General features: G+C 44.1%; 1 pseudogene. It reads right to left on the reverse strand.

The features are described from left to right. A pseudogene (locus AC0IWT_RS19990) lies at positions 1–254 on the reverse strand (FAD-dependent oxidoreductase); the annotation flags it as partial.

Below are 254 nucleotides of genomic sequence, written 5' to 3' on the forward strand. Positions count from 1 at the left end.
AGCCGAAAGGAATTTCGATTTGCCGAAGCTGTTCTTCCCGGCCAGCCAATCATCAATTGTTAAGCCTGTTAAGTATTTCGCAACAGAACACCAGTTGTAGCATGGAATTATAAATTCTTCTTTATTAACAAGATGAGCAGCATTTTTGTGCAATATCCCCCGTTCCTCTAAAGCATGCCTTACCAGGCCGATATTGCCTAGCGCAAGATAACGCACCCCGCCATGAACTAATTTTGTGCTCCGGCTTGAAGTAC

The organism is Pedobacter sp. AC464, assembly GCF_979253075.1.